This window comes from Weissella sp. LMG 11983 (assembly GCF_025908495.1).
Classification (GTDB): domain Bacteria; phylum Bacillota; class Bacilli; order Lactobacillales; family Lactobacillaceae; genus Weissella; species Weissella fermenti.
The window spans coordinates 735,553-757,797 of record NZ_JAOZFD010000001.1; the positions used below are offsets into that span (position 1 = coordinate 735,553).

General features: G+C 46.6%; 37 protein-coding genes. 1 reads left to right on the forward strand and 36 read right to left on the reverse strand.

Annotated elements, in window-relative coordinates; all coding sequences use genetic code 11:
- Window positions 1-64: 64 nt before the first annotated feature.
- The 22 genes from OIT45_RS03925 to rpsJ form a co-directional block, all read right to left on the reverse strand.
- Window positions 65-634: an adenylate kinase gene (locus OIT45_RS03925; RefSeq protein ID WP_004560248.1), complete on the reverse strand. Its 570-nt coding sequence runs from the start codon at window positions 632-634 to the stop codon at window positions 65-67.
- A complete protein-coding gene (secY, locus tag OIT45_RS03930) occupies window positions 631-1,938 on the reverse strand; it encodes a preprotein translocase subunit SecY (RefSeq protein ID WP_004560251.1) in 1,308 nt (435 codons plus the stop codon). The genes OIT45_RS03925 and secY overlap by 4 nt, the downstream gene beginning before the upstream one ends.
- The gene (gene rplO / locus OIT45_RS03935) at window positions 1,938-2,372 is read right to left on the reverse strand and encodes a 50S ribosomal protein L15 (RefSeq protein WP_004560253.1); all 435 of its coding nucleotides are present in this window, start codon (window positions 2,370-2,372) and stop codon (window positions 1,938-1,940) included. Before rplO ends, secY begins: the two co-directional genes overlap by 1 nt.
- 37 nt (window positions 2,373-2,409) lie before the next feature.
- Window positions 2,410-2,595: a 50S ribosomal protein L30 gene (gene rpmD / locus OIT45_RS03940; RefSeq protein WP_004560255.1), complete on the reverse strand. Its 186-nt coding sequence runs from the start codon at window positions 2,593-2,595 to the stop codon at window positions 2,410-2,412.
- An 11-nt stretch (window positions 2,596-2,606) separates the two neighbouring features.
- Window positions 2,607-3,110: a 30S ribosomal protein S5 gene (gene rpsE / locus OIT45_RS03945; protein WP_004560257.1), complete on the reverse strand. Its 504-nt coding sequence runs from the start codon at window positions 3,108-3,110 to the stop codon at window positions 2,607-2,609.
- 19 nt (window positions 3,111-3,129) lie between these two features.
- Window positions 3,130-3,486 carry a 50S ribosomal protein L18 gene (gene rplR, locus OIT45_RS03950; protein ID WP_004560259.1) on the reverse strand — a complete coding sequence of 119 codons (357 nt, stop codon included), beginning with the start codon at window positions 3,484-3,486 and terminating at the stop codon, window positions 3,130-3,132.
- Window positions 3,487-3,577: 91 nt separating this feature from the next.
- A complete protein-coding gene (gene rplF, locus OIT45_RS03955) occupies window positions 3,578-4,114 on the reverse strand; it encodes a 50S ribosomal protein L6 (protein WP_004560260.1) in 537 nt (178 codons plus the stop codon).
- A gap of 32 nt (window positions 4,115-4,146) precedes the next feature.
- Window positions 4,147-4,545 carry a 30S ribosomal protein S8 gene (rpsH, locus tag OIT45_RS03960; RefSeq protein WP_264329934.1) on the reverse strand — a complete coding sequence of 133 codons (399 nt, stop codon included), beginning with the start codon at window positions 4,543-4,545 and terminating at the stop codon, window positions 4,147-4,149.
- Window positions 4,546-4,588: 43 nt separating this feature from the next.
- Window positions 4,589-5,131, reverse strand: coding sequence for a 50S ribosomal protein L5 (rplE, locus tag OIT45_RS03965; protein WP_004560262.1), 543 nt, complete (start codon window positions 5,129-5,131; stop codon window positions 4,589-4,591).
- 30 nt (window positions 5,132-5,161) lie between these two features.
- Window positions 5,162-5,470, reverse strand: a complete 309-nt coding sequence (gene rplX / locus OIT45_RS03970) for a 50S ribosomal protein L24 (protein WP_004560263.1) — start codon at window positions 5,468-5,470, stop codon at window positions 5,162-5,164.
- 32 nt (window positions 5,471-5,502) lie between these two features.
- Window positions 5,503-5,871: a 50S ribosomal protein L14 gene (gene rplN / locus OIT45_RS03975; RefSeq protein ID WP_004560264.1), complete on the reverse strand. Its 369-nt coding sequence runs from the start codon at window positions 5,869-5,871 to the stop codon at window positions 5,503-5,505.
- A 44-nt stretch (window positions 5,872-5,915) separates the two neighbouring features.
- Window positions 5,916-6,182, reverse strand: coding sequence for a 30S ribosomal protein S17 (gene rpsQ, locus OIT45_RS03980; protein ID WP_004560265.1), 267 nt, complete (start codon window positions 6,180-6,182; stop codon window positions 5,916-5,918).
- A gap of 19 nt (window positions 6,183-6,201) precedes the next feature.
- The gene (gene rpmC, locus OIT45_RS03985; protein ID WP_004560266.1) at window positions 6,202-6,408 is read right to left on the reverse strand and encodes a 50S ribosomal protein L29; all 207 of its coding nucleotides are present in this window, start codon (window positions 6,406-6,408) and stop codon (window positions 6,202-6,204) included.
- Window positions 6,408-6,827 (reverse strand): 50S ribosomal protein L16, encoded by a 420-nt coding sequence (gene rplP / locus OIT45_RS03990; RefSeq protein WP_004560267.1) that lies wholly within the window; start codon window positions 6,825-6,827, stop codon window positions 6,408-6,410. The genes rpmC and rplP overlap by 1 nt, the downstream gene beginning before the upstream one ends.
- Before the next feature lies 1 nt (window position 6,828).
- The gene (rpsC, locus tag OIT45_RS03995; RefSeq protein WP_004560268.1) at window positions 6,829-7,497 is read right to left on the reverse strand and encodes a 30S ribosomal protein S3; all 669 of its coding nucleotides are present in this window, start codon (window positions 7,495-7,497) and stop codon (window positions 6,829-6,831) included.
- 13 nt (window positions 7,498-7,510) lie between these two features.
- Window positions 7,511-7,858 carry a 50S ribosomal protein L22 gene (rplV, locus tag OIT45_RS04000; RefSeq protein ID WP_002827984.1) on the reverse strand — a complete coding sequence of 116 codons (348 nt, stop codon included), beginning with the start codon at window positions 7,856-7,858 and terminating at the stop codon, window positions 7,511-7,513.
- A gap of 17 nt (window positions 7,859-7,875) precedes the next feature.
- Window positions 7,876-8,157 carry a 30S ribosomal protein S19 gene (gene rpsS, locus OIT45_RS04005; protein WP_004560269.1) on the reverse strand — a complete coding sequence of 94 codons (282 nt, stop codon included), beginning with the start codon at window positions 8,155-8,157 and terminating at the stop codon, window positions 7,876-7,878.
- A 57-nt stretch (window positions 8,158-8,214) separates the two neighbouring features.
- The gene (rplB, locus tag OIT45_RS04010; protein WP_004560270.1) at window positions 8,215-9,048 is read right to left on the reverse strand and encodes a 50S ribosomal protein L2; all 834 of its coding nucleotides are present in this window, start codon (window positions 9,046-9,048) and stop codon (window positions 8,215-8,217) included.
- Between the two features lie 16 nt (window positions 9,049-9,064).
- Window positions 9,065-9,352, reverse strand: a complete 288-nt coding sequence (rplW, locus tag OIT45_RS04015) for a 50S ribosomal protein L23 (protein ID WP_004560271.1) — start codon at window positions 9,350-9,352, stop codon at window positions 9,065-9,067.
- The gene (rplD, locus tag OIT45_RS04020) at window positions 9,352-9,975 is read right to left on the reverse strand and encodes a 50S ribosomal protein L4 (protein ID WP_004560272.1); all 624 of its coding nucleotides are present in this window, start codon (window positions 9,973-9,975) and stop codon (window positions 9,352-9,354) included. The genes rplW and rplD overlap by 1 nt, the downstream gene beginning before the upstream one ends.
- A gap of 24 nt (window positions 9,976-9,999) precedes the next feature.
- The gene (rplC, locus tag OIT45_RS04025; RefSeq protein ID WP_004560273.1) at window positions 10,000-10,626 is read right to left on the reverse strand and encodes a 50S ribosomal protein L3; all 627 of its coding nucleotides are present in this window, start codon (window positions 10,624-10,626) and stop codon (window positions 10,000-10,002) included.
- Window positions 10,627-10,716: 90 nt separating this feature from the next.
- Window positions 10,717-11,025, reverse strand: coding sequence for a 30S ribosomal protein S10 (gene rpsJ, locus OIT45_RS04030; RefSeq protein WP_004560274.1), 309 nt, complete (start codon window positions 11,023-11,025; stop codon window positions 10,717-10,719).
- A 482-nt stretch (window positions 11,026-11,507) separates the two neighbouring features.
- On the opposite strand from rpsJ, the gene OIT45_RS04035 reads away from it, so the two are divergent.
- Window positions 11,508-12,497, forward strand: coding sequence for a polyprenyl synthetase family protein (locus OIT45_RS04035; RefSeq protein ID WP_199403818.1), 990 nt, complete (start codon window positions 11,508-11,510; stop codon window positions 12,495-12,497).
- 49 nt (window positions 12,498-12,546) lie between these two features.
- Here the strand turns inward: OIT45_RS04035 and tsaD are convergent, their stop codons facing one another.
- The 14 genes from tsaD to OIT45_RS04105 all read right to left on the reverse strand — a co-directional run bounded on the left by tsaD (window position 12,547) and on the right by OIT45_RS04105 (window position 22,225).
- Complete coding sequence (tsaD, locus tag OIT45_RS04040) at window positions 12,547-13,572, reverse strand: tRNA (adenosine(37)-N6)-threonylcarbamoyltransferase complex transferase subunit TsaD (RefSeq protein ID WP_199403819.1); 1,026 nt, start codon at window positions 13,570-13,572, stop codon at window positions 12,547-12,549.
- A 1-nt stretch (window position 13,573) separates the two neighbouring features.
- Complete coding sequence (gene rimI, locus OIT45_RS04045; RefSeq protein ID WP_199403820.1) at window positions 13,574-14,026, reverse strand: ribosomal protein S18-alanine N-acetyltransferase; 453 nt, start codon at window positions 14,024-14,026, stop codon at window positions 13,574-13,576.
- Window positions 14,004-14,591, reverse strand: coding sequence for a ribosomal protein S18-alanine N-acetyltransferase (rimI, locus tag OIT45_RS04050; protein WP_135797161.1), 588 nt, complete (start codon window positions 14,589-14,591; stop codon window positions 14,004-14,006). The genes rimI (OIT45_RS04045) and rimI (OIT45_RS04050) overlap by 23 nt, the downstream gene beginning before the upstream one ends.
- Window positions 14,575-15,297, reverse strand: a complete 723-nt coding sequence (tsaB, locus tag OIT45_RS04055) for a tRNA (adenosine(37)-N6)-threonylcarbamoyltransferase complex dimerization subunit type 1 TsaB (protein ID WP_199403821.1) — start codon at window positions 15,295-15,297, stop codon at window positions 14,575-14,577. Before tsaB ends, rimI (OIT45_RS04050) begins: the two co-directional genes overlap by 17 nt.
- A 701-nt stretch (window positions 15,298-15,998) precedes the next feature.
- Complete coding sequence (gene galE / locus OIT45_RS04060) at window positions 15,999-16,991, reverse strand: UDP-glucose 4-epimerase GalE (protein ID WP_135797159.1); 993 nt, start codon at window positions 16,989-16,991, stop codon at window positions 15,999-16,001.
- A gap of 42 nt (window positions 16,992-17,033) precedes the next feature.
- Window positions 17,034-17,777, reverse strand: a complete 744-nt coding sequence (locus OIT45_RS04065; protein ID WP_199403822.1) for an acyl-[acyl-carrier-protein] thioesterase — start codon at window positions 17,775-17,777, stop codon at window positions 17,034-17,036.
- The gene (gene rsmI, locus OIT45_RS04070; protein ID WP_199403823.1) at window positions 17,777-18,652 is read right to left on the reverse strand and encodes a 16S rRNA (cytidine(1402)-2'-O)-methyltransferase; all 876 of its coding nucleotides are present in this window, start codon (window positions 18,650-18,652) and stop codon (window positions 17,777-17,779) included. The genes OIT45_RS04065 and rsmI overlap by 1 nt, the downstream gene beginning before the upstream one ends.
- The gene (holB, locus tag OIT45_RS04075; protein WP_199403824.1) at window positions 18,652-19,659 is read right to left on the reverse strand and encodes a DNA polymerase III subunit delta'; all 1,008 of its coding nucleotides are present in this window, start codon (window positions 19,657-19,659) and stop codon (window positions 18,652-18,654) included. Before holB ends, rsmI begins: the two co-directional genes overlap by 1 nt.
- Window positions 19,660-19,668: 9 nt before the next feature.
- Window positions 19,669-19,998, reverse strand: a complete 330-nt coding sequence (locus OIT45_RS04080; protein WP_135797157.1) for a cyclic-di-AMP receptor — start codon at window positions 19,996-19,998, stop codon at window positions 19,669-19,671.
- A 13-nt stretch (window positions 19,999-20,011) separates the two neighbouring features.
- Window positions 20,012-20,656, reverse strand: a complete 645-nt coding sequence (gene tmk, locus OIT45_RS04085) for a dTMP kinase (RefSeq protein WP_199403825.1) — start codon at window positions 20,654-20,656, stop codon at window positions 20,012-20,014.
- Between the two features lie 117 nt (window positions 20,657-20,773).
- Window positions 20,774-20,989: a hypothetical protein gene (locus OIT45_RS04090; RefSeq protein ID WP_135797155.1), complete on the reverse strand. Its 216-nt coding sequence runs from the start codon at window positions 20,987-20,989 to the stop codon at window positions 20,774-20,776.
- A 31-nt stretch (window positions 20,990-21,020) separates the two neighbouring features.
- Window positions 21,021-21,281 carry a YaaL family protein gene (locus OIT45_RS04095; RefSeq protein WP_199403826.1) on the reverse strand — a complete coding sequence of 87 codons (261 nt, stop codon included), beginning with the start codon at window positions 21,279-21,281 and terminating at the stop codon, window positions 21,021-21,023.
- Window positions 21,281-21,880, reverse strand: a complete 600-nt coding sequence (recR, locus tag OIT45_RS04100) for a recombination mediator RecR (RefSeq protein ID WP_004560289.1) — start codon at window positions 21,878-21,880, stop codon at window positions 21,281-21,283. Before recR ends, OIT45_RS04095 begins: the two co-directional genes overlap by 1 nt.
- 36 nt (window positions 21,881-21,916) lie before the next feature.
- A complete protein-coding gene (locus tag OIT45_RS04105; RefSeq protein ID WP_004560290.1) occupies window positions 21,917-22,225 on the reverse strand; it encodes a YbaB/EbfC family nucleoid-associated protein in 309 nt (102 codons plus the stop codon).
- Window positions 22,226-22,245: the final 20 nt, after the last annotated feature.

The window sequence follows — 22,245 nt, forward strand, 5'->3', positions numbered from 1 at the left end:
GAGAACGTAACAAGTAATTATAACATGCTCTCTTACAATTTAACAAGAAAGCTTCCCAGAATAATTACGCGTTCTTCAAATTATCAAGTAACGTCTTTACATCAGCGAACACTACATCAAGCTCGCGAGCACCATCGATCTTGTGCAAAATGCCCTTTTCGGCATAGAACTCAGCGATAGGCTCAGTAAGCTTTCCGTTAACGTCCAAGCGATTCTTAATCACTTCAGGCGTATCGTCTGCACGGCCACGGGCCATCATACGATCAACCAAAACATCAGCATCAGCAGTGAAGTAAAGAACACCGTCCAATGAACGACCATCCTTTGCCAACATCTCATCCAATGCCTTAGCTTGGTCCAAGTTACGAGGGAATCCATCAAGGATGAATCCAACCTTCGTATCCTCTTCAGCCAAGCGTTCAGCAACGATACCGTTAGTAACTTCGTCTGGGACCAAGTTACCAGCATCCATGAATGACTTTGCCTTCATACCGAGTTCAGTCTCGTTAGCCATGGCAGCACGGAACATGTCGCCCGTACTGATGTGCGGCAAGTTGTACTCTTCAACAATCTTCGCAGCTTGGGTACCCTTACCAACACCTGGCAAGCCCAATAGCATGATATTCAAACTCATTTTGCTTCGACTCCTTCTTGAATAAATCCAACATATTGCCGCTTCATCATCAATCCTTCAAGTTGGCGAATCAGATCAATTGCCACACCAATGACAATCAATACTGATGTTCCTGACATTCCAAGGTTACTATCCAACCCGAAGATGTGTGTTGCTAGAATTGGTGCCAAAGCGACAAATCCTAGGAACAAAGCGCCGACAACTGACAAACGCATCAGCAAACCAGACAACCACTTTTCAGTGGCACGTCCTGGCCAGACGCCCACAATGTAACTACCTTGCTTCTGCAAGTTCTCCGCAACCTTTTCAGGATTAACCTGAACGAACGCATAGAAGAACGTAAACAAGATAATCAACAATGTGTAAACAATACCACCTTGCATCGTCTGCATTGATAGGTATTGCATCAAAGTGTTGTACCAACCTGCGTCCGCAAACTTACTTGCAAATGCTTGCAAGATTGTTTGTGGCGTTACCAACAATGATGAAGCGAAGATAACAGGAATAACACCCGCAACATTAATCTTCAATGGTAGGTAAGATGAGTTACCTGAACCAGTTGAACGACGTGTATATTGCATTGGAATCTTGCGAATCGCTTGGTTGAACCACGTAACAAACGCGATAACCAATACGAAAATCAACAAGATACCAACCAAGAATGCCCACCCACGCGCTGGGTCGTCACCTTGTAGGACGTGTTCCTTGAACAGTTGGTATACACCTGCTGGCACACGCGCAATGATACCAGCAAAAATCAACATTGAGACACCTTGACCGAGTCCGCGCTCAGTGATCATCTCACCCAACCAAACAGCAAACATAGTTCCTGCAGTTAGGATGAAACCGATCAACAAGTACGTCTCCAAATTTGGTGTCTTAACCAAATTCACTTGACTCAGTTGATTGAATCCAGCGGTGATTCCAATTGATTGGACAAACGCTAGAACAATAGTCAAATAGCGGGTCACTTGGTTCAACTTACGTCGACCAACTTCACCTTGTTTCGACCATTCAACAAATCGTGGCACAATATCCATTTGTAGGAGCTGTACCACGATTTGAGCAGTAACGTATGGTGAAACACCCATTGCGAACAATGAGTAATTTGTAAGTCCACCACCGCTAAACATATTCAAAATGCTGCCGAGCCCAGAATTTGCTACCTCAGTAAGTGCTGCCGTGTTAATACCCGGCACAGTAATGTAGGCACCCAATCGGTAAACAATCAGAATCCCTAAGGTAAAGAACAACTTTTTACGGATGTCCTTTTCCTTAAGTGAGTTGAGCACGGTTTTCAGCATTAGATCACCTCAGTCTTACCACCGGCAGCTTCAATAGCCGTAACAGCAGCGGCTGAGAACTTGTTTGCCTTAACAGTCAATGACTTTTCCAATTGACCGTTAGCCAAGATCTTAATGCCACTCAATTCGTTCTTAACGATACCAGCTTCGACCAACAATGCTGGTGAAACTTCAGTTCCGTTATCGAATTGGTTCAACACATCAAGGTTCACAACAGCGAATTCCTTGCGGTTGATGTTAGTAAATCCACGCTTTGGCTTACGACGGAACAAAGGCATTTGTCCACCTTCAAAGCCCAAACGTACCTTACCACGAGCCTTTTGACCCTTTTGACCACGTCCTGCAGTCTTACCGTTTCCTGATGACTCACCACGTCCGACACGGTTGCGGACCTTGCGTGAACCTTCAGCAACTTGGAGTTCATTAAGCTTCATTAGGTTGTACCTCCTTCAAAGCAATCTATTTATGTGCTTACTTAACTACTTCAACAGTAACCAAGTGAGCAATCTTAAACACTGCACCACGCGTTGCTGCGTTGTCAGGCAACACGACTGATGATGACACCTTGTTCAAACCAAGGGCCTTAACAATCGCACGTTGCTTTGGCAAACGGTGGGCAGCACTCTTTACAAGAGTAATCTTAACTTGTTCAGCCATTTTCTGCCTCCTTAATCTGCCAAGTGCTCAAGTGAGACCTGACGCAATTCAGCAACTTCTTCAGCGTTCTTCAATGAGTTGATTGCATCGAAAGTTGCGCGCACAACGTTAATTGGAGTTGATGATCCCAATGACTTTGCAGTCACGTCGGCAACACCAGCCAATTCCAAAACGGCACGAGCAGCACCACCGGCTGCCACTCCAGATCCTTCAACGGCTGGCTTAAGCAAGATGCGACCACCGCCAAAGACACCATTTGCAGAGTGAGGAAGGGTCGTACCAACAGTTGGAACTGCAACGATGTTACGCTTTGCAGCTTCAACGGCCTTGCGGATAGCTTCAGGCACTTCTTGTGCCTTACCAGTACCAAAACCAACGTGTCCGTTACGGTCACCAACAACTACCAAAGCGGCGAAACGCAAACGACGTCCACCCTTAACAACCTTGGTAACACGGTTGATGGCAACAACGTTTTCTTCAAGCTCGCCGAGCTTGTTTGCATCGATAAAAGCCATGTTAAATTTCCTCCTTCCCTTAGAACTTCAAACCAGCTTCACGAGCAGCTTCTGCCAAAGCTTGTACACGACCGTGGTACAAGTAACCACCACGGTCGAATACAACAACTTCAACACCTGCAGCCTTGGCGCGTTCTGCGATCAAAGCTCCAACCTTAGCTGCTTGTTCAGTCTTTGGAGCAGTCTCAACAGACTTGTCCAAAGTTGAGGCACTAGCAAGCGTCACACCCGCTACGTCATCAATCAATTGCGCGTAGATGTTCTTGTTAGAACGGTAAACGTTCAAGCGTGGGCGCTCAGCAGTACCAGAAATCTTTCCACGAACTCGCGTGTGTCGGCGTTGACGCACCTTGTTCTTGTCTGACTTCGTAATCATGTTCGTAACCTCTTTTTGTATATACTCGAAAGATATACCAATAAGTAAATCCCGAGACGTTGCTCCCGGGCCTTAAGCAATAAGCTTAAGATTACTTACCAGTCTTACCTTCCTTACGTGCAACGTATTCGTTTTCGTAGCGAATTCCCTTACCCTTATATGGCTCAGGTGCGCGTACGGCACGGATCTCTGCGGCCAAGTCACCAACAAATTGCTTGTTGATTCCTTCAACAGTGATCGTAGTTGAATCAGGAACTTCAACTGTCAAGCCTTCACGGGCCTCAAACTCAACTGGGTGTGAGTAACCAACGTTCAAGACAAGCTTGTCGCCTTGCTTAGCAGCACGGTATCCAACACCGACCAACTTCAAAGTCTTCTTGAAGCCGGCTGATACACCTTCAACCATGTTCGCAACGTTAGCGCGAGTAGTTCCGTGAAGTGCCTTGATACGTCCTTCGTCTGAAGGACGAGTGAATGATACTTCAGTACCGTCCACAGTGAATTCGATTTCTGATGCGATTTCGCGAGAAATCTCACCCTTAGGTCCCTTAACAGTAACGACGTTACCTTCGCGTGACAATTCAACGCCAGCAGGCAAAGTCAAAACCTTGTTACCAATACGACTCATCGGTAGACACCTCCTTGTTTAGATTTTATTTATTACCAGACGTAAGCCAATACCTCGCCACCAATCTTCTTGGCGCGAGCTTCCTTATCGGTGATAACACCTTCGGAAGTTGAGATGATAGCGATACCCAAACCGTTCAAAACCTTAGGTACAGCATCTGCCTTGACGTATGAACGCAATCCTGGCTTTGAAATACGCTTCAAACCAGTGATAACGCGTTGCTTGTCGGCACCGTACTTAAGGAAGACACGGATGACACCTTGCTTGTCATCTTCAATGTATTCAACGTCGCGAACAAAGCCTTCGTTCTTCAAGATTTCGGCGATGTCCTTCTTGATCTTTGATGCAGGTACTTCAACTAAATCGTGGCGAACCATGTTCGCGTTACGAATGCGAGTCAAGAAATCTGCAATTGGGTCAGTCATTGACATTGATGTTTGCCTCCTATTATTAATTACTGTAAATCAGTGTTGATTACTTTGAGAAAGGCATACCCAATTGAGTAAGCAATTCACGAGCTTCTTCGTCAGTGTTGGCCGTCGTTACAACAACGATGTCCAATCCACGAACGCGGTTAACTTGATCGTAATCAATTTCTGGGAAAATAAGTTGCTCACGAATTCCCAACGTGTAGTTTCCACGACCATCAAAGGCCTTTGGTGAAACTCCACGGAAGTCACGAACACGTGGCAATGAAACGTTGATCAACTTATCCAAGAAGTCGTACATACGCTCACCACGCAAAGTAACCTTAGTACCGATTGCCATACCCTCACGCAAACGGAAGCCAGCGATTGACTTCTTAGCGCGAGTGATAACTGGCTTTTGACCAGCAATCAATTCCAATTCAGCAACAGCTTCATCCAAGTTCTTTGAGTTTGATACGGCGTCACCAACACCCATGTTAAGCACGATCTTTTCGATCTTAGGTGCTTGCATGATTGATGAGTACTCAAACTTCTCGATCAATGAAGGCGTTACTTCATTGACGTACTTTTCCTTCAAGCGATTTGCCATGATAATGATTTCCTCCTTTCACCTAGAAAATTATGCCAAAGTCGTTCCAGACTTCTTAGCAAAACGTACCTTCTTACCATCTTCAACCTTGTAACCAATCTTCGTTGGTTCGTTAGTAGAAGGGTCAAGCAATTGTACGTTTGAAACGTGGATTGGAGCTTCAAGCTCAACAATTCCACCTTGTGGGTATTGGTTGTTTGGCTTTTGGTGCTTCTTTACGATGTTCACACCTTCGACAACAACACGGTCCTTAGCAGCAATAGTCTTAACAACTACTCCTTCCTTGCCCTTGTCCTTGCCGGCGATAACCTTAACCTTGTCACCAGTCTTCACAAACATGCGAGGCTTCCTCCTTGATTTAATGATGGTAATTACAATACTTCAGGTGCCAATGACACAATACGCATGTAATCATTGTCACGCAATTCACGCGCAACAGGTCCGAAGATACGAGTACCTACAGGGCTCTTGTCATCCTTAACGATGACTGCAGCGTTTTCATCGAACTTGATGTATGAACCATCAGCACGGTGAACTCCTGAAACAGTACGAACGATAACAGCCTTAACGACGTCACCCTTCTTTACAGTACCACCAGGAATAGCTTGCTTAACAGTTGCGACGATCATGTCACCGATACCGGCGAACTTACGACCTGATCCACCCAAAACCTTGATAGTCAAGATTTCACGTGCACCAGAATTGTCAGCAACCTTCAAACGACTCTCTTGTTGAATCACGATTTTGTCCTCCTTCCGTTATTGGTAGATTCGAGATTAAACGATTAGATAATAACGGCCTTCTCGACGATTTCTACCAAACGGAAGCGCTTTGTAGCTGACGTTGGACGCGTCTCCATGATGCGTACGATGTCACCTTGCTTAGCTTCGTTGTTTTCATCGTGAGCCTTAAACTTCTTCGTGTACTTAACACGCTTACCATAAACAGGGTGGTTCTTGTAAGTTTCGATGGCAACAGTGATTGTCTTATCCATCTTATCTGAAACCACGCGGCCTTGGTAAACCTTACGTGCGTTACGAGCTTCAGTCATATCGGTCTCCTCTCTTAGTCTACTTGTTCAATTCTTGTTGACGAATGACCGTCTTGATACGTGCAATTTGCTTACGTACTTCTGACAATCGAGCCGTGTTCTCAAGTTGACCAGTAGCTAATTGGAAACGCAAGTTGAACAATTCTTCCTTGTAGCTCTTTTCCTTGGCAACCAACTCAGCTTGGCTGAGACCCTTGATTTCGTTTTGTAGATCCTTGATCTTCATTATTCACCCTCCACTTGGCGAGTCAAGATCTTAGTCTTGACTGGCAACTTGTTAGATGCAAGACGCAAGGCTTCGCGGGCAACCTCTTCAGGAACACCGGCAACTTCAAACATTACCTTGCCGCGCTTAACAGGTGCAACCCATCCGTCTGGAGTACCCTTACCGTTACCCATACGAACACCAACACCCTTAGAAGTGTATGACAAGTGTGGGAAAATCTTGATCCAAACTTGACCACCACGCTTCATGTGACGCGTCATAGCAATACGAGCAGCCTCGATTTGACGGTTAGTGATCCAGTGTGATTCAGTGGCTTGCAAACCAAACTCACCAAATGTAACTGTCTTACCACCCTTGGCCTCACCGCGCATCTTTCCACGGTGTGGACGGCGGTACTTTACACGCTTTGGTACTAGCATGTTACTCGCCTCCTTGCTTCTTTACAGACTTCTTCTCTGGCAAAACATCACCACGGTAAATCCAAGTCTTAACACCCAATTGACCGTAAGTAGTTGTTGCCTCATCCCATGAGTAGTCGATGTCAGCACGCAAAGTGTGCAAAGGCACCGTACCCTCAGTGTATTGCTCTACACGAGCAATGTCAGCCCCGTTGATACGTCCAGAAACTTGCGTCTTGATACCCTTGGCACCAGCACGCATAGCACGTTGGATAGCACCACGCATTGCACGACGGAATGCCACACGGCGCTCCAAGTCAGATGCAATTTGTGAACCAACCAAGTGGGCGTCCAAATCAGGCTTCTTAATCTCAATGATGTTGATGTGGACGCGCTCGCCCTTAGCAACAAGCTTTGACAACTCGTTACGCAATGCATCAACTTCAGAACCACCCTTACCAATAACCATACCTGGCTTAGCAGTGTGGATTGAGATGTTCACGCGGTTAGCAGTACGCTCGATCTCGATGCGAGATACAGATGCGTCAGCCAACTTAGTCTCGATGTACTTACGCAACTTCAAATCTTCGTGCAAAGCCGTTGCGTAGTCCTTCTTGTTAGCGTACCACTTAGCATCCCAGTCGCGGATGATGCCGACACGCATACCAGTTGGGTTAATCTTTTGACCCATGACTCAATCCTCCTTACTTTTCTTTTACCACAATCGTGATGTGGCTTGTACGCTTGTTGATTGGTGAAGCTGAACCCTTGGCACGTGGACGGAAACGCTTTAGCGTTGGTCCTTCGTTAGCAAAGGCTTCTGCAACTACCAAATCTTCGCGATCTAGTGAGAAGTTGTTCTCAGCGTTAGCTACAGCTGAGTTCAACACCTTGTATACATCTTCTGAGCTGTGGTTTGGCAAGAATTGCAAAATTGCAAATGCCTCTGCCACAGACTTACCACGAACTTGGTCAAGCACTAGGCGGACCTTACGTGGAGCGACACGAACGATCTTCGCCGTGGCGCGTGCTGACGTGATTTGTTCAGCCATTGTATTGTCCTCCTATATTACTTGCGCTTAGTCTTCTTATCGTCTGCTGCGTGTCCGCGGAACGTACGCGTAGGGACGAACTCTCCAAGCTTGTGACCGACCATGTCTTCTTGTACCAAAACTGGCACGTGCTTACGTCCATCGTAAACAGCAAAAGTCAATCCGATAAAGCTAGGGAAAATCGTTGAACGACGTGACCATGTCTTGATGACAGCTTGCTTTTCTGAAGCGTTGGCTTCTTCAACCTTCTTCAACAAGTGAGCGTCAGCAAATGGTCCCTTCTTCAGGCTACGACCCATTTTAAGGTCCTCCTCTCGTTTGCTAAAAACTTATTAATTACGGAGTGTAAGTATTGATTACTTGCCCTTACGACCGCGAACAATGAACTTCGTTGAACGAGCCTTCTTGTTACGCGTCTTCTTACCGGCAGTCTTCTTACCCCATGGTGACATTGGACTTGGACGACCAACTGGGGCCTTTCCTTCTCCACCACCGTGTGGGTGATCGTTAGGGTTCATAACTGATCCACGAACGTGTGGGCGTTGACCCTTCCAACGACGACGACCAGCCTTACCCCAGTTGATCAATGAGTGTTGTTCGTTACCAACAACTCCAACCGTGGCACGGTTAACGGCCAAGATCATACGTACTTCACCTGATTGCAAGCGAACAAGTACGTACTTTCCTTCCTTACCCAACAATTGTGCTGATGCACCGGCAGAACGGGCCAATTGACCACCCTTACCAGGCTTCAACTCAATGTTGTGGATTTGTGTTCCGTCAGGAATGTTTGCCAATGGCAAAGCGTTTCCGACCTTGATGTCGGCATCAGGACCTGATTGAACAGTCATACCAACTTCCAAGCCCTTAGGCGCCAAGATATATGCCTTAGTACCGTCAGTGTATTGCAACAAAGCGATGTTAGCAGTACGGTTTGGATCGTATTCGATCGCAACAACCTTGGCTGGAACATCATCCTTTGTACGCTTGAAGTCGATAATACGGTATTGGCGCTTGTGTCCACCACCACGGTGGCGCACAGTCATGTGACCGTATGAGTTACGAGCACCAGTGTTTGACTTTGATTCCAACAAGCTCTTTTCAGGCGTCGTCTTAGTGATTTCAGCAAAATCTGAAGACGTCATGTTACGACGACCGTTAGAGGTTGGCTTGTACTTCTTGATAGCCACGCTAATTTCCTCCTAATTAGTTTTCGTTGAACAATTGAATGTCCTTAGAAGCGGCAGTCAACTTAACAGTTGCCTTCTTACGCTTCTTAGTGTAACCAGCGAAGCGTCCTTGACGCTTCAACTTACCACGTACGTTCGCCGTGTTGATCTTTTCGATCTTAACATCGAAAATCTCTTCAATAGCGCGCTTAATTTGTGGCTTAGTGGCGCGAACATCAACTTCAAACGTGTAACGCTTTTCATCCAAAACGCTCATCGTTTGTTCAGTGATGACCGGGCGCAAAATGATATCGCGTGCGTCCATTATGCCAAAACCTCCTCAACTTGTGCCAAAGCTGATTGAACTACAACCAACTTATCGTTGTTGATTACGTCAAGCACGTTAACACCCTTTGCAGTCATAACAGTAACGTTTTCCAAGTTACGTGCTGCCAATGCTGCGTTAGCGTTATCATCGTCCAAGACAACCAACGTCTTTTCGTTTACGTTCAAGTTGTTCAAAACTGCCTTGAATTCCTTAGTCTTAGGAGCGTCGAATGACAATGCATCGACAACAACCAAAGCTGAGTCCAAAACCTTTTGTGACAACACTGACTTCAATGCCAAACGGTAAACCTTCTTTGGCAACTTGTAGGCGTATGAACGTGGAGTAGGTCCGAAGACGATACCACCACCACGCCATTGTGGTGAACGGATTGAACCTTGACGGGCACGTCCAGTTCCCTTTTGACGCCAAGGCTTCTTACCACCACCTGAAACCGCTGAACGGTTCTTAACGGCGTGAGTACCTTGACGCATTGATGCACGTTGCATCAAAACAGCGTCAGTAACAACGTTGTTGTTTGGCTCGATTCCGAAGATTGAGTCGTTCAACTCGATCTCACCGGCGTTTGAGCCGTCTTGCTTAAACAAAGCAACCTTAGTCATGTTAGTTTCCTCCCTTCGTCCTTATTACTTAGCCTTAACAGAGTACTTAACAGTAACAAGTGACTTGTTGGCACCAGGAACATTACCCTTAACCAAGATCACGTTGTTTTCTACGTCAACGCGAACTACTTGCAAGTTTTGTACAGTGCGCTTGTGGTTACCCATGCGTCCAGGCAACTTCTTACCCTTGAAGACGCGGTTGATGATGGCACCCAATGAACCAGGACGACGGTGGTAACGAGAACCGTGCGCCATAGGACCACGTGATTGTCCATCCTTCTTGATGTTACCTTGGTAACCATGACCCTTTGTGATTCCAGTTACGTCAACAGCTTCGCCAGCAGCGAAGATATCAACCTTAACTTCATCCCCAACATTGAATTCTCCCTCAGCGTCGCGGATTTCACGAATGTAGCGCTTAGGGGCCGTGTTTGCCTTGGCAACGTGACCTTGCTCAGGCTTGTTGCTCAAAACGGCACGCTTGTCTTGGTAACCCAATTGAACTGCGTTGTAACCGTCGTTTTCCAAAGTCTTAACTTGGAGAACTACGTTTGGCGTAGCTTCAATTACTGTTACGGGGATAAGCTCACCGTTCTCAGTGAATACCTGAGTCATGCCGACCTTGCGGCCTAAGATACCCTTAGTAGTCATGACTATCTCCTTTGAATAGTAAATCTAAATTTTTGATCAGTTAAATGCTTAATCAGGCAAGTTGTTGTTGCTGTTGTTGCGTTGTAAAAATTACAACTTGATTTCGATGTCAACACCGCTTGGCAATTCAAGCTTTGACAAAGCATCAACCGTCTTAGCAGTTGGGTTCACGATGTCGATCAAACGCTTGTGAGTGCGCATTTCGAATTGCTCACGTGAATCCTTGTGCTTGTGTGGTGAACGCAAAACCGTGTACAACGTACGCTCAGTAGGCAATGGAATAGGACCTGAAATTTCAGCACCTGTACGCTTTGCCGTCTCAACAATCTTTTCTGCTGAAGCATCCAAGATCTTGTGCTCGTACGCCTTCAAACGGATACGAATCTTCTTACTTGCCATGATATAAATTCTCCCTTCGTCCATATTGGAATATGAAACTAACTCCGTGGAAACTACCGACGCACCCCAAAGAGCTCCATGGCAATGGGCCCCGTGGCAATGCTGCCGGGTGTGTCGCAACCTCCCACATCATCGCTTGTCGATGGCACGCTAATACCCGGGTGCATAATGCACCCTGTATTTAACGTACTAGAATATAATACAGCAGGCTAACCGCGTTGGCAAGCCTTTTGAACAACTTTCTTGAATTAATTTCTTAACCCCGTTCATGTTGTGTTCATATTTTATTCCGAAAACTATAATAACTGATTTACTTACTAATTTCCACCGTTTTGGTTCTATTTAAAAATATTCGTAAGTCCCTCTCAGAATTGCATGTGTTTATTCAGAGTTATTCCTATATAATAGTAGATAGCTTATTCATACCATGTTATGAACACATACATATTATAGTAGATAAACAATTAAGGAGTTCCTTAGTAATGACGCAATCACTCACACAACTTCATCCGATTTGGCAAGACTTTCCTGCTATCCAAAGGGAACTCCAAGCAGTCTTGAATCGTATTGAAGCTAATATGGATGCTAATGACCCAGAAGTCGAAGCCGCTCTGTTCGATATGTTTAATGCTGGTGGCAAGTTACTCCGTCCAGCATTCACGTTGTTGATCGGTCGTTTTTACCCTGCTAAACGCGAGCCTTTACTAAATCTCGCTGCAACAGTCGAAATGCTCCACACAGCTTCTTTGGTTCACGACGACATTATCGATGACTCACCAACCCGTCGCCATGCTGAATCAATTCAATCACGCTTTGGTAAGGACATTGCCGCATATGCCGGTGATTACCTATTTGCTGTCACTTTCCGAACTTTGGCTGATAACACGACTGATATCGAAACGGTTCGCATGGCCACCCGTTATCTAGAGCGTATTCTCTCTGGTGAACTAACACAGCGTACTAACCACTACCGTACTGATATGACAATCGCGGATTACGAAGAACAAATTTCTGGCAAGACGGCTGCCCTATTCGTACTAGCAGCTAAGCTAGGTATCTCAGCTAGTGATGCACCAGATGACTTCGCCGAACTCGCCAGTGACTTCGCCTACAACGTCGGCATGGCATTCCAAATTTTGGATGACATGCTTGATTATCAATCCGATAGTACGACACTTGGCAAGCCAACGTTGAACGACGTACGAGAAGGTGTGTACTCTGCACCACTGATTATTGCCATGCAAAACAATGACCGTATTCAAGACTTGCTCGCAAAGCAAACTGAAATCACGACTGCTGAGGCTGAAGAATTAGCTCAACTTGTTCGCGACTCTGGTGCACTTGATGAAGCTGGTGATATGGCGATGCGTTATACAGAAGCCGCATTAAACTATCTAGACGATATGCCAGAACACGAGTCAAAAGATATCTTGTTCAGCATTAGTCGTTCACTACTCTCACGTAACGATTAATATATATAGTAGAAAAGGTACCGACAAATCAATGTCGGTACCTTTTTTGTTAGTCTTCTAAGTAATCAAATTCCAAACCAGGGTTGGCATTTAGGTCCAAACCACCACGCTTACCGTGACGATAAGCGATATCACCAGCTGCACCAATCATAGCGGCATTGTCACCAGCCAACTTAATTGGCACTGGGATAAACGTCGTCTCAGGGAATTCAGCCATCATTGCCGTTAGTCCATCACGCAAACCGCGGTTAGCGGCAACACCACCAGCGACAATAAATGACTTAACCGGATAATTCTCTAACGCACGACGCGTCTTTGTAACCAGCACATCAACAACCGCTTCTTGGAATGAGGCAGCGAGGTTAATATGATCAACTGTCTCACCACGCTGGTCAGCATTGTGCATCAAGTTAATCACCGCGCTCTTCAAACCAGAGAACGAAAAGTCATAACGGTCATCGTTAATCAACGCACGTGGCAAATCATACGTTGGTTCACCTTCATGCGCCATTTCATCAATGGTTTTACCAGATGGGTATTGCAACCCCATCGTACGACCGACCTTGTCATAACTCTCACCAGCAGCATCATCACGTGTATCCCCAATTACGAGGTAATCATATTCCTCACGCATCAAAACCAATTCCGTGTGACCACCAGAAACCATCAAGGCTAATGCTGGATATTCGATTGGTTGCACGAAGTTCGCTGCACTGATATGACCAGCCAAGTGAATAACCGGTACCAATGGCAAATTGTGCGCCCAAGCAATCGTTTTCGCCGCCGTAACACCAATTAACAACGCCCCGACCAAACCAGGGCCTTGCGTCACCGCAATCGCCGTCAAGTCATCGTACGTCAATTGCGCGTCTTCCAAAGCAGCATCCGCTAACACTGTTACTTGTTCAATGTGGTGACGGCTCGCTACTTCCGGTACGATACCACCAAATCGTTGGTGACTCTTGATTTGCGTTGCTGTCTCCAAGCTCACAATTTCAGTACCATTTTTGACAATCGCCACACTTGTTTCATCGGCACTTGATTCAAAGGCCATGATATAACGTGTTTCACTCATGCTATGCTCCTTCTCCACGCAACGGCAATGTGACGTCCATCAAGTAAGCGTCTTCCACCGGGTCACGATAGTAATCTTCTCGTATGTTATAGATGATAAATCCTAAGCGTTCATATAAACGAATGGCCCGCTTATTACGATGACGCACTTCTAACAGTACCCGTGTACCATCCTCAAAACGGCCGAACCATTCACGAAGTAGTCGTTCGCCAAGATGTTGTCCTTGGAAACCAGGCATAACTGCCACATTGGTAATCTCAAGTTCATCACCCAAATGTGTGCCACCAACAAAGCCAACTGTCTCTCCATCCGCTTCAATCAGCAAGTATTTCGTAAACTTACCTTTCAAATCATTTTGAAAAACTTTCTTTGACCAAGGTGATCCTTTATAAGCAGCCTTAGCAATCGCATACAACTCTTCGGCGTCCGTACTATCCCTGAATGTAAAATCCATCACTCTTTCTCCCGAGAATCTGCGCCATATCAAACGCATCTTCCCCGTTATCTCCATAATAATTCGTTTTACGACGAACTGTTTGAAAACCAAGTCGTTCGTATAAGCGTTGTGCCTTCACGTTCGATACCCGCACTTCTAAAGAAACACGGTGGAATCGAATTTGCTTAGCAACCGTCATCATATACATGAGCAAAAACGTCCCTAAGCCACGTCCTTGCCAGTGCGGTGTCACCGTCACATTGGTGATATGCACTTCATGAATACCAGGTCGGAATGCCGCTCCAATGTAGGCAACCATCGTCCCTGTCTCCGGCTCACGAACAACAACGTACAAACGCTCGCGTGAACGGTGCAACTCATTGTGGAAGATATCTTCCGACCAAGGTTCCTCACCGTCATACGCTGCTCGTTCTAGCACAACCATTTCTTCAACGTCGGTGTACTGTGCGGGCATTAAGTGGAACTCAAAGCCGTTAACCGCAATCACCTGACGAAATTCTCGTAAACTCTGTGGCAATGGGTGCATCAACCAATGAACCCAATTCTTAAACCTTTTCCACATAAACACCATCACCTGCATCAGGGTGAGCCTTGGCCCAATCAGCCTCAGCTTGCGACAAACGATAATAGTTTGGCACAAATTGGTGAATATCCGTCATGTCTGTTAGTACTTGTGCAGCCGTAACCAGCGGCAACACATTTGCGGCATGTGGCAAATTATCAGATGCAAATTGTGCATCTGGTAACGCCTGTCGCAACTCTTCCTCAAACCGAGCCCATTCACCAACAAAAACCACTTGCTGGTTCTCCTCTGCCAACTGACTAATCAAAGCTGGAACATTCGTGTGACGGTCAGATGCCGTAGCAACATACTTGCCATCACGCAACTCATATTGCCCAGCATACAAGTTCGCATTACGCGCATCCATCACTGGCACAATCGTCACGTCGGACGTCGTTACGTTCGTAGCCAACAATCCCAAGCTTGAAATACCGACCAGTTCGATACCTAGCGTAAAGGCCAACGTCTTGGCAGTTGTCACTGCAATACGCAATCCTGTATAAGAACCAGGTCCTTTGCTAACCACAACCCGGTCAAGATCAGCCGGCGCCCACCCTGCTGACTTCACTAGTTCATCGATAAACGGTAGCAATTGCACCGAATGATTCTTAGCAACGTTTGTTTCACGTTGTCCGATTAGCTTGTCGTCTTCAAACAAGGCCACCGACAATGGTTGATTAGACGTATCAAACGCAATAACCTTCATGCCACACTACTTCCTTTACTCTTTAGTCATATGGTATTTATCATACAACTTTTTACCGGACTTTTCATTAACTATAAATTTAGTCAGTGGTTAGTGTCGTCGCTATCGCACCGAGTGACCTGCCCCTTCTGTAGGCTCGCTAACCCAAGTGGACCATGACCTGTGGGGAGCGGAGTCCACTGCGTTGCAGCGTACACCTTTACCTCCTCGTGGCTCTAAGCGTGGAAACCCGCTAAGAACCCACACCCACGGGTCAAGGTCCACTTGGGTCTATACGCTCGGCAGGGCAGGTCACAGCAGCCGAGCAATACTCTATTTGTTTGTTCTTCATCCACCACAAGATAATAGGTCGAACTGTTCACCCATTTGGTTTCAGGTATATGTAAATCTAAAATAGACTAGAACATCTTGAATGCTGGCATGAGGCTGGGGGATTTCGGAGCGATTTTCCGTGGGACAGAGAAGCCCGACCCGACCGCTGCCCGTCTATGTGCCAAAAAACCAAGTTTCCAGTTTGGCACATGCGACCGGCAAGGGAGCCACGGGCAGTGCTCGCGGTTGGGCGTGTCCCACGGAAAATCTTTGTCGGAGAAATCCCCCAGCCTCATGCCTCGACGCAACGCGTCGACACTGACCACTACCCCTCAACACAAAAAAAAACAGCTACCAGAAACCTGATAACTGTCTTTGATAATCAAATATTAGCGGTCTTCATAACCATTTGGGTGCTTTTGGTGCCAAGTCCAAGCCGTCTTGATGATTTCCTTAACATCATCGTACTTAGGTGCCCAGCCCAAAATCTCACGAGCCTTGTCTGATGACGCAACCAATGAGTCAGGATCACCGGCACGACGTGGACCAACTTCGGCAGGAATTTCCTTACCAGTTGCTTCACGCGCAGCCTCAACCATTTGCTTAACTGAGAAGCCGTTAGCTGAACCCAAGTTAAATTGGTTTGAGTCGTTACCCTTAGCCAAGTAGTCCAAAGCCAACACGTGTGCGTTAGCCAAGTCCATTACGTGAACGTAATCGCGGACGTTGAATCCATCTGGCGTGTTGTAGTCATCACCGTACATCATGATCTTCTCGCGTTGACCCAAGGCCGTTTGCAAGATGATTGGCACCAAGTGCGTCTCAACTGGGTGGTCTTCACCGATTGAACCGTCAGCCTTTGCACCGGCAACGTTAAAGTAACGCAATGCAACCCACTTCAAACCGTAAGCTTCATCAGCCCACTTCATGATGTGTTCCATTTGCAACTTTGACTCACCGTATGGGTTGATTGGGTTTTGTGGCGTCGTTTCCTTGATAGGGTTTTCCTCAGGAACACCGTACGTTGCAGCCGTTGATGAGAAGACAATTTGCTTAACATCAAACTCCAACATAACTTCCAACAACGCAATCATTCCCGCCGTGTTGTTGTCGAAGTACTTTAGCGGATCAGCCATTGATTCTGGCACGATTGATGAAGCCGCAAAGTGAACGACTTGCTCAATGTTTTCCTTCTCAAATACTTCGCGCAAAGCAGCCTTATCACGAATATCAACTTCGTAGAAAGGTACGCCTGCAGGCACCGCAGCACGGTGTCCCGTCAACAAGTTGTCGACAACGACAACATCGCGACCGTCTGACAACAATGTGTCAACCATGTGAGAACCGATGTATCCGGCTCCACCTAGAACCAAAATGGCCATGTGTTTTCTCCTTAAATGACTTTCTTCACTAATTAGTTTACTTTAGTTTTCTGACTTCGTCCAATCAATATGCGCTTCGGCAGACAACGTGTCACCAGACCAGATACGGTGTACTGACTTATCTTCCATAATTTGCGCTTCTGAACGAATCATATCACCCAACAATACTTCGTGTTCGTACTTGATGTTCAAGTGCGTTGGCTCATGCGTTTCAAGGAACGCTGGCCCCAAAACATCTTGCATCCAATCAAAGTACTTTGAATTGTTCACGTGACGGTTTGAGTCGATGTCCAAGTAACGTACCGCATATTGTTGATCAAAATCAACTGGAATATCAGCAATCATGCGGTCTGGCTCTGGTTGACGTGGAATCTTCTTCACACGTTCAGGTGCGTAGGCATCCACCATGTCTTGCGGAATACGCGCCATCTTACGCTTCTCCATATCAATCATGGCATACAAGGCATCAATACTTACCAATTCATTCCCGGCTTCATCAACAATGCGGTACAAACGCTTGGCGAAGAATGGGTTGAACTCCTTAGCCAAGGTCTCCAAGGCCACCTTTTCACCAATCTTAGGACGGCGCTTAATATCAACGACGTGTTGCAAAATAATCCAACCAACACCGTTTGCGTGCGCATAATCCGGTCCGACACCAAGGTCGACACTTTGTTGCGTTGAACTCAACACAGCAAGATTAAAAATCATAGGCAGGCTCAACTTGCCTGTCACGTCAGCTTCGTAGTACAACACCTCGTGCTGCATACTGTAAACTTCAGCCATTAATTCTCTCCTTGATATTCCAAATACAACGCTTGGCGGTCCAAGTCGCGTGCTTTGGCGACTTGCTTAACCGCAGCCGTTGCTTTTAGCCCTGATGCAACAAGGGCTTGTACTGCTTCCACAGCAGTCATTTCAGCAAGTGGGTCTTCATCCCCATCAGTAGTTGGGTTATCATTTCCCGCTACCATCATAACAAACTCACCACGGACTTCATTTTCACTTGCCCAATCAACCAATTCTTGCGCTGACCCACGCAAGAACTCTTCATAACGCTTCGTCAACTCACGAGCCAATACAACTTGGCGATCAGGACCAAACGCCTTCACCAAGTTTTGCAACGTCTTAGCCAAACGGTGTGGTGCTTCGTAGAAAATCATTGTTTCCGTGTGTGAATTCAAACCTTGCAGTTCTGCCAATTGCTCCTTTGGCTTACGCGCCAAGAAACCGTAAAACATAAAGGGTTGTGGTGCCAAGCCAGACGCAATCAACGCCGTAATACCCGCACTCGCCCCCGGTAGTGGCACAACTGGAATGTTTTGCGCGATGGCCGCCTTAACCAACTCATGACCAGGGTCAGAAATTGATGGCATCCCCGCGTCTGACACTTGGGCCACATCTTCACCAGCAGCTAAGCGTGCAACCAACTCGGGAATGCGACTCTCTTTATTGTGTTCATGGAATGATACTTGCTTCGTTTGAATATCAAACTGGTTGAGCAATTGTTGCGTGTGACGTGTGTCTTCCGCCGCAATCACGGCTACAGCCTTCAATGTATCAATTGAACGAACCGTCATATCACCCAAATTACCAATTGGTGTTGGGACAAGATAAAGCGTTCCTGTTGTATGTGTTGCAAAACTTTTCTGTTGATTCATCATAAACCTGCTAACTTAAACTGACTTTCAAGGACGGTTGATTCGACCGTCGTTTGAAAACTAATATTTTTCTGTAAACGTTGTGGCGCTGCTAACACGATATCCAACACTTCCAACAGCTTGGCCGTCGTATATCGTTGTGACAAACGTTGCCACTCACCGGCACCTGGGAAGCGCACACTCGCATCCCCAGTACGCCCAAGCAAGATATCACGCCATGCTTGGGCCAGCATTGCCAACAGCACACGGGCACGGGCTGGCTCACCGGCCAACGGCACCAAAGCTGTTTGCACGTGGGTAAAGGTGGTATCGTCACCCTTCAGTGTCCCAGTCACAATATCGCTAATCGCCTTCTCAGCTGAGTTAAACCAATCATCAACTAGCCACTCAGCCGCACTGTCCACACTATCCGTCAACGTACGCGCCAATTCAGCTTGTGCCGCCGTGAAGCCAACTGCTTCCAATGACGTGCGCATCTGTTCAGGTCCCAAGGCTGGGAAATCAATAACCTGCGTACGTGAGACAACCGTCGGCAAAATCTGAGCCCGGTTTTCAGCAATCAAAATAGCCGTTTGTTGACCAACTGGCTCTTCGATAAACTTCAACAGACCATTAGCGGCACTGCTGGTCATCGTATCCGCACCAGAAACAATAAACACCTTTTGATTACCTTCAACGGCCGTCTTCGTAAACTCATCACGCAAGTAGCGCACCTGATCAACCTTGATGCTGTTACCATCTGGTGCCAATTGAATCACATCTGGGTGTTCGTGCGACGCAATACGTTGGCATTGATCACACATGCCATCCGGTTGTCCGTCATCCGTGACGTTATGACACATCAAACGCATTGCCAACCAATCGGCTACCAAGTCTTGTCCACGACCACGTGGCCCAGTAAACAAAAAGGCGTGGGCAAGTTGCTCACTTGCCACCGCCTGTTTGAATTGCGCGATTAACTGCGGTTGTTGTGCATTTGCCTGTGCAATTAATTCTTTCGCGTCCATACTTTCCCCTTAGAAGCGGTGGAATTGCTCAATATCTTGAACAAAGACCGTTGCACCACCAACTTGCACTTCCATTGGTGTTGAAGCCGTTGATTCCATTGAAACATCAAGGCTAACCGCTGGTGTCATAAATTGCTTACGGGTGTGTGATGTTTCCTTGATTAGGGCAAGTACTTCTTCGACACGCTCGTCTTCAATACCAATCATAAAGGTTGTGTTTCCTGAACGAAGGAACCCACCTGACGTCGCCAAACGAGTGGCACGCACATTCGCCTTCACAAATTCAGTTCCCAACTTGTTTGCATCTTTATCTTGAACGATTGCGATTACCATCTTCATAAAGCTGAACCTCCTAGTCCTTCATCCCCAAAATTGGTGCCAACGCTGCCCATGTATCAGCAATCACGGCATCCAATTTTTGTTCTGCGTTAATCATCAAAAAGCGGTCTGGGTATTGCTTAGCCAACTCATGGTAAGCATCTGACACACGTTGGTGGAACGACAATGCTTCGACATCAAGACGGTTCACTTCGTCTTGACGCGTCGTTTGAATACGTTCCAAACCAATCTCTGGTCGAATATCAAGGTAGACCGTCGCTTGAGGCATAAACCCTTCGATGGCAAAATCGTTGATTGTCGCCACCGCGTCAGTTCCCAATTCACGTCCCCCGCCTTGATAAGCAATTGAGCTATCAACGTAGCGATCAGTAATCACAACCTTGTCAGCTTCCAAGGCCGGCAAAATCGTTTGCACCAAGTGTTGTCGACGTGAGGCCGCGTACAGCAAGGCTTCCGTTCGTTGATCCATGTCTGTGTTAGCTGGATCAAGCACGAGGTCACGAATCGCTTCCGCAATCTTATTGTCGGTTCCGCCCGGCTCACGGGTTAGCAATAAGCGCTCCCCTAGTTCTGGTTGCAACCGTGCGACAATCGCACGCAATACTGATGTCTTTCCAGCTCCATCTGGGCCTTCAAACGAAATAAATGTCCCTGGCATTCTCGCCCACCACTTTCTAATTGTGTTGTTAATTCTTATTATAGCAAAAAGCCGGCCCAGGTATACCACCTGAACCGACTTTAGCTAACACCTGTCTAACTTAGACACGGCATTTTTCTAAACGTTCCAGTCAATGTTCTCTGGCTTTACGAAAGCCAATTCGAACAAATAGTTAGAAATGCGCGTTTGTGACCACTTCTTACCATGGTCTGGCAACAAACGTGAGTTCTCAATTAGACGTTCCTTCACCCACTTGGCATTGGCGTCTGACCACTGTGTATTCTTCGCAATCAGTGCACCAAATTGGGCGTTCGTATAAGTCTTGTCACTCATTACAACACACCTCCTATCCTGAGTTTAAAAATTAAATCTCCGGGTGGATAAAAGCAGTTGACCAGTGACCCTTCATCTCGCGTTGACGGGCCACACGGAGCAAAAAGAAATACTTCTGACGCGCCTTAGCTGTTTCAGCTTTAATCAGGCGCGGGTCGATGTCGCTTTCAAACAAAGCTTCTTCTGACATTTTTGCTTTCTCAAAGTCGAACTTCGCGCGATCAATCGCCTGGTTAAGACGTTCATCGTAAGCTGCTGTATCCACTTTTGGTCGCTTAAACATGTTAAACATCAGAGCTTTGTCCTTCCTTCAACCGCTTTGATCAACGTGATTTCATCAGCATAGTCAATATCACTGCCGACTGACAATCCAGTAGCCAAACGTGAAACCGTTAGACCGGCTGGCTTCAATAGACGTGATAAGTACATAGCTGTCGCTTCACCCTCTGCGTTAGCGTTCGTTGCAACGATAACTTCTTGAATGGCGTCGTCCTTTTGCAAACGAGTTACCAATGACTCAATGTTGATGTCATCGGGACCCTTTCCAGATAGTGGTGACAACACACCGTGAAGCACGTGGTACAAACCACGGTACTCACCCGTGTTCTCAATTGCCATCAAATCCTTCACTTCTTCAACAACCAAAACTTGGCTTTGATCACGTGTTGGGTCAGAGCAAATTGCACAAGGATCCGTCTCCGTCAGATTTCCACAGATTGAGCAGAAACGCAAATCGCGCTTTGCAGAAATCAATGATTGGGCAAACCCCGTCACATCTTCTTCTTGCATGTCAATCGTGTGGAAAGCTAGGCGTGTCGCTGTCTTAATTCCGATACCGGGCAACTTCGTGTAACTATCAATAAGTTTAGCAATCGGTTCTGGATATTGCACGTTACAGACCTTCTTTCTCCCAAAAAACCAACCGGCTTAGAACATACCCTTTGGTGCGTATTGACCCAAACGCTTTTGTTGGTCAGCTTCGATTTGTTGCAATGCATCATTAACTGCAACCAAAATCATATCTGCCATACCGTCGACGTCATCAGCGTCAACGATTTCAGGCTTGATTTGCAAGTCCTTCAACTCACGGTTTCCGTTAAACGTTGCCAAAACAACGTCTGAAGGGGCGTGACCAGTGTAGTCAGTTGCTGCAATAGCTTCTTGCTCATTTTGCATTTGCTCTTGCATCTTCTTTACTTGCTTCATCATTGATTGCATGTTTTGTCCACCAAACATAATATCACCCTCGTTTTCTA